The sequence below is a fragment of the Psychrobacter phenylpyruvicus DSM 7000 = NBRC 102152 genome (genome assembly GCF_000685805.1).
GTDB lineage: Bacteria > Pseudomonadota > Gammaproteobacteria > Pseudomonadales > Moraxellaceae > Psychrobacter > Psychrobacter phenylpyruvicus.
The window spans coordinates 1-6,467 of sequence record NZ_JMKP01000059.1; the positions used below are offsets into that span (position 1 = coordinate 1).

Genomic DNA, 6,467 nt, shown 5'->3' on the forward strand with positions numbered 1-6,467 from the left:
ACAGGGCAATCGCACTACAAAAAGTCAAAGAAGGAGTAAAATATAGCACCCGATCCATAAGAGGGAGCTATTATGCTCAACGATCCAAGAGAGTTCTTTGCCAAACTCAATGACCCAAGACGCCAAAACAAAAATCTCTATCATCCACTAGAGAACGTCATATTTATTGCGCTAACCGCTTTTATCTGCGGCTATAACGACTGGGTGAGTGTCGAAGACTTTGCCAAAGAGAACAGGTCGTGGTTTGAGAGGGTTCTCGCTATGCCTTATGGTATACCCTCGCATGACACCTTTGGAAATGTCATGAAAATGATAGACAAAGATCACTTTGCCCTATGCTTTGCTCATTGGATGACCGAAAGTGTTAAAGACCATACACACATTGCCATTGATGGTAAATTTCTCCAAGGTGGCTTTAAAGATACAGACTCTATTCATTTAGTCACTGCCTTTGCCAGTGAAACTAAATTGGTATTAGCACAAACGCAAGTAAATAGTAAAGACAACGAGATAACGACACTGCCTAGACTGCTTGATATGATCAATCTTAAGGGCAGCGTTGTGACCGGGGATGCGATGTATTGTCAAAAGGATGTCTGTAAACAGCTTGTTAAAGCTAAAGCCGACTATATCTTGTCCTTGAAAAGAAACCATGAGCTTTTATATGACGACGTTAAGCTTTGGTTAGACACACAATTTGATTCAGGTAATTTACCCATCAATGAAACTGTTGATAAAGATCATGGTCGTATAGAAGTAAGACGTTATGCGCTATCTACAAAGATAGATTGGTTAGATAATAAGTCTGATTGGACAGGCTTAAATGCCGTGGCTATGGTTGAGTCTACTCGTAGTATAGGTGAAGATAGCCATACTGAACGGCGTTATTATTTGACCTCTTTGACTGATTTACCTATCGTTGCTCAATATATACGTTCTCATTGGGCAATAGAAAATTCTCAGCACTGGGTGCTTGATGTGACCTTCGGTGAAGACCGCTCGGTAAAGCTTGAGAAGAATGCCCGAAGTAATAAAGCCTTACTCACTCGTACAGCTTTAAATCTACTACGTGATAGAGATGATACTAAACTGTCAGTGAAACGACGCCGTATTAGGGCTTCTCAAAATCTTGATTATCGTGAGCAGGTTCTATTCGGGAGAGTTTTATAGTGCGATTGCCCTGTATGGGATCAGTGATCTATTGATTACCCAGAAAAAAAGCTTTCCACTAGGTTTTCAGCTCACTGTAGATGATTCAGGTAATAAAGAAACCGGCAAATATTTAGGCACATTAGGCATAAACATTGATCATCCGCTGCAAGCGAATGACGTCTTATATCTATCTTATACCCATACCATAGATCCTTGGAATAAAACGGATAAAAAGTCAAATAATGATAGTATTTATGCTCAGTATATCTATCCATTTAGGGATTGGAAGCTTAACCTGAACTATAGTGACTATACTTTTAACCAAACCCTAGCTGGACTTAATAATGACATCGTGTATAAGGGAGATACATTAGAGGGCCGAGCAGGATTATCAAAAATACTTTATCGGGATCAACACGCGAAAACCACAATAACCTTAGATGGCTTTAAAAAAAGCTCAAAATACTACTTTGACAACGAAGAGATTGAAGTACAACGTCGCAAAACTGCGGGTTGGACACTAGGTCTTAATCATCAACAGGATACACAAATTGGTAAAATAAACGCAGGTATTAACTATGAAAAAGGGACAGGTGCTTTTTCTGCTATCAAATCTCCTGAAAGTTATATTGGAGAGGCCGATGATAGACCAAGCATTGTAACTGCTAATATAGATACCTCTATTCCCTTTATGGTTAACCAAGCCAATTATTACTATCAAGTTGGATTAGTAGGCCAATACACAGATGACAGGCTTGCACCAAATGAGCGGTTTATTATAGGTGGACGTTCTACGGTACGAGGTGTCGATAGCCAGCAGAGTATTGCAGGAGATAAAGGATTATTAATCAAACAAGAGATTGGACGGATATTTAACTCTAAAACCCAGTTTACTCTTATTCCCTATATTACTTTAGATCAAGGTTTCGTCTATGGGGATTCAGCAGAGTATTTATCTAACAACCAGCTGATAAGTAGCACCTTTGGTATGAAATTATATTATCCTAACTTTAGCTTAAGTGGCTTTATCGGCAGAGCCTTGAGGGCCCCAAGAGAAGTTGAAAAAGAAACTGTGACAGGTTTTAGCACCAGTATATATTACTAATATATAGAGGCTAAACACAGATGCTAAAACCTGCCATAGGTATTATTTATTATTAATAATGATAGGGTAAGAAATAACACTCGGCTGAGGGTTAGGTGTCATTCTTACCACACCTGTTATAGGGCTATTAGATTGTTTATCAATAATCCAAAAGTCAACATAACTGTCATCACTAAACCATTTAGTGCCAATATCTGTTTTAAAATCTAACTGATACTGATGATGAGGAACAGCATTAAATATGATAGTAGCTGGTCCCACTCTATGTCCTGCCATACGATAGCCAACTTTTAAACTATGCTCACCTGCTGTCAATGGATATATCCTATCCCAAGTAGCGCTATATTGCTTCTCCCCTTCTAATGGCACGCGCTTGTCATCGATTTCTACAATATACAAAATACGGTCACCCACTAAACTGGTATAACGAGGCTGCATATTACCTGTAATAGTTGCACTGTCACCAGATTTAGGAGGCTGATATATGAGTGCTTGAGGCAACTCTTTTTTAAATGGGGTGGTTGTACAGCCAGCAAGCAAGGCGAGTGTCAATAAGGTAAAAAGTCGTTTCATAGGAGACAATCCAGATTTAATAAATTAGTTTAAGAAATAACGTAATTTTAATTGACTTTAAATTAAATAGGAATAATAATCATTTAAAAAAATAATTGTGTAACCTTTGAGTAGGAATTTTACAATGAATAAAGATTGTTATCGTGTTATTTTCAGTAAGGTCCGCGGCATGATGGTTGTAGTTAGTGAGCTAACCAAAAGCCAAGGGAAAAAGAGCTCAGCAGATACACAATTAAAGTCATTCTCTAAGCCTTTAGCCACTCCCAAAACCTCATTAAAACGCCTTACAGTTGCACTTCTCTGTTGCCAAAGTATGGTTTATACCCAAGCTTTGGCATCGACAACTCAAATTCAAAACACAGCCTCTAACATTCCTTCATCACAAAAAGCAGCCCTTTTAAAAGCACCTAATGGCACGCCTATTGTTAATATACGTACGCCTAATAGCAAAGGTTTATCACACAATACTTATAATCAATTTGATATTGGTAGTAATGGAGCCATTCTTAACAATAGTACACATGGCGCTAAGACTCAGCTAGCGGATAATATTTCAGGCAACCAATATTTAGGAAAAGGTGCGGCTAATACTATTTTGAATGAAGTACGAAGTAATAAAGCATCGCAGTTAAACGGAACTATAGAGGTTGCAGGACAACAAGCGGATATCATCATTGCTAACCCATCAGGGCTGCAGATACAAGGTGGTGGATTTATTAATGCCAATCGAGCAACTTTGACGACGGGTACGCCTAAAATTGATGCGTCTGGTAATCTAACGAGCTTTGATATTAAACAGGGTAAAGTGCAGTTTAATAATACAGAAACAGGTTTTGCATTAGGGGGTTCAGTACAAAAACAAGCAAACTATGTTGATGTATTGGCTAGAGCAATCGATATTAATGGTAAGATTCAAGCAAACGAATCGGTAACTACCGTGAGCGGTAGCAATAGTGTTGACTATGACACTTTAGCAGCGACTAAAATCACTGGAACAGATACTAAGCCTACGCTAGCGGTAGATATAAGTAACTTAGGCGGTGTCTATGCAAACTCTATACAGCTTATTGGCACAGAAGCAGGCTTAGGTGTCAAAAATGCTGGCGTTATACAAGCAGGTCAGCAAATTAGACTCACAAATACTGGTAAGATTGAAAACAGTGGCACTATTGCTACCACAAAAAAACAGACCAGCTTAATTGATTTAGAAGCGACAGGTTCAACAGGCAGTATTAATCATACAGGCTCACTTAACAGCTACGGCATGATTAATCTACAAACAGACAAAGACATTGCTATCAATGCGGGTGCTATTAATAAGCATAATGTTAGTGAAACTTCTCAGCTGTTACCAAATACAATTAATTTAGCTGCAAAACAAAATATTACGATCAATAATAAATCGAACATTCAAAATAATAACACTAACGGAGGGGTTACTGTTCAATCTAAAAATACTACGGTTATAGATAACAGTAATTTAAGTAGCAAAGGGGATATATATATTGTTGCAGATAAAGGAGATAACAGCGCCACATCTGACGTATCTATTCGCAACAATAGCCAAGTAAGTGCAACTAATAACGTTACTATTTATGCAAATAGAGATGCTACTTTGCAATCTGGCACTAAAGTAACTCAGGCTGAGAGTTTGAATTTGAGAGCCGGTCGGCATGCTGGAGTGGATGGAAATGGTACGATAAATACGAAAGGTGATGCAAACATATCAGCTAAAGAGACCGCTTCACTAAAGAATATTAGTACTCAATTAAATGTTGGGGGTGGGCTTACAGTTGAGGCTGATCAGACATCGATCATTGATAGTAATTTAAGTGCTAATAAAGGTATACAGGTTACTAGCCAAACAAAAAATAATGATATTTTAAACAGTCATTTGACTAGTGCAGAAGGTGCAGTGGTTGCAATAGCTAATAAAGCCGATCTGAATATTACTGGTCTGGATGCAAGCGCAAACAGCAGCATCTTGGCAGCTAATAAAAATACCAACATAAAAACCAGTAACATAACATCAAATGCAAGTGTTATAGTTTCTGGCGCAGATACTTTACTTGAGAATACCAGTGTCGCAGTCAAAGATATAGAAAATGCTGGCAATGTACAACTGCAATCAGGTGGTAAAACTGACATTACTAGTAGCCATTTAGAGGGCGCAAAAAACGTTAGTATTGGAAGCAAAGGTTACTTAACCCTTACTGAAAGTGAGATACAAGCCGCTAATAATTTAGAGTTAAATAATGGACGTATTTATAGCAATACCCAGCTAAAGAAAAAAGATAACGGCAGCTATTACAATGAATATGGTACCAAAAATAAACAAAACAAACTAACGGCTGGAGACGTACTGGTTTTAAACAGTACCTCCTCACAATACTTTACCAATACCGACCTTAAAGGTAGTGCTGTCTTATCTAATGCGAAAGCTGGGCACGCCTTATCTAATAACTTAAACATCACTGCTACTGGTGCAAGTAAAACCCTTGCAGGTGATATCAATGGTGATGTTCAAATTGTCAATAAAGATAAAATAAACCTGAATGCTAACCATACGATTAATGCTAAAAAAGATTTTATAGTACAAGCTGCTAAAGGGATTACGATAAATAATTCTAAAATAAAATCTGATGCCATTCAGTTGCAAACCACCGTTAAAAATACGGCAAAAAACTCTGAAGGTATTAATAACACCTATGGTGATGGTGATATTAATATATCAAACATCACACTTACGCCAACAGGTAAAACAGATAATAGCTTATTTGTAGACGCTGCCAATCATTTAAACCTGACTAATACAAAAACCACCTCTGCTGGATCGACTACACTGAAGTCTGGCGACTTAATGCGAGTGAATAATAGTCAGCTAAATGCAGGTAAAGACTTAATCATAGACAGCGCTAACCAAATTGCATTTAACGGTAACCGTAAAGCAGGGACGAATGCAAGCTTAGAGTACACCACTTCAGGTAATACTACCTTAACTGCTGGAGAGGTAGCATCCATTAATAGTCGTAACACACAAGCATATAAAAACACTAATGTATCAGGTGGGGCGGTACTGATCAACTCAGGATCAAATATTGGTTTAAATAGTAATGTCGGCTTTAATGCACAAAGCACCTCTGCCCTTGCTAACAACAACACGAAACTTGCGAACAATCCGTCCATCGCTAAAAAGACACTGAATGGAGACTTATCTGTTAGTAGCAAAAATGATCTTACCATTGACCCTAAAGTTGTAACCTTAGTCTCTAACGGTGATATGTCGTTAATATCAACAGCTACCCCACTCTCAACACTTTTAGGGGTTGAAAAAAAATGACACCTCACTATCCTTAAAGTTTTCGACCAAGAAGACCAAGGACAATGAGATGCCACTTGACGAATTTATCATTAATATCTATCTGATGGTAGAGCAATATTACAACTTAGTCGTTCAAAAACCGTTAAGAAGAGGCGGATTTGCGCCTAAACTTAGCGATACTGAAATTATATGTATGGAGCTAGTTGGTGAGTTTATGGGCATGGATCAAGACAAACAAATCTGGCAATATTTTAAAAACCACTGGCTGTCTTGGTTTCCAAACCTTGGCTCTTACCCTAACTTTGCTAAACAATG

Annotated in this window: 4 protein-coding genes and 1 pseudogene; 4 read left to right on the forward strand and 1 reads right to left on the reverse strand. The window is 38.0% G+C overall.

Annotated features, from left to right (window positions below):
- The first annotated feature begins 72 nt into the window (after window positions 1-72).
- A complete protein-coding gene (locus tag G561_RS0112950; RefSeq protein WP_028858946.1) occupies window positions 73-1,170 on the forward strand; it encodes an ISAs1 family transposase in 1,098 nt (365 codons plus the stop codon).
- A complete protein-coding gene (locus tag G561_RS0112955; protein ID WP_162165210.1) occupies window positions 1,139-2,257 on the forward strand; it encodes a ShlB/FhaC/HecB family hemolysin secretion/activation protein in 1,119 nt (372 codons plus the stop codon). The genes G561_RS0112950 and G561_RS0112955 overlap by 32 nt, the downstream gene beginning before the upstream one ends.
- 42 nt (window positions 2,258-2,299) lie before the next feature.
- On the opposite strand, the gene G561_RS0112960 is transcribed toward G561_RS0112955, so the two are convergent.
- Entirely contained in the window at window positions 2,300-2,830 is a 531-nt protein-coding gene (locus G561_RS0112960; protein WP_028859926.1) for a hypothetical protein, read from the reverse strand.
- Window positions 2,831-2,954: 124 nt separating this feature from the next.
- Here G561_RS0112960 and G561_RS0112965 point away from each other — a divergent pair, with 124 nt between their 5' ends.
- Window positions 2,955-6,170, forward strand: coding sequence for a two-partner secretion domain-containing protein (locus G561_RS0112965; protein WP_028859927.1), 3,216 nt, complete (start codon window positions 2,955-2,957; stop codon window positions 6,168-6,170).
- 49 nt (window positions 6,171-6,219) lie between these two features.
- Window positions 6,220-6,467 (forward strand): annotated as a pseudogene (locus G561_RS14725) (IS982 family transposase); the annotation flags it as partial.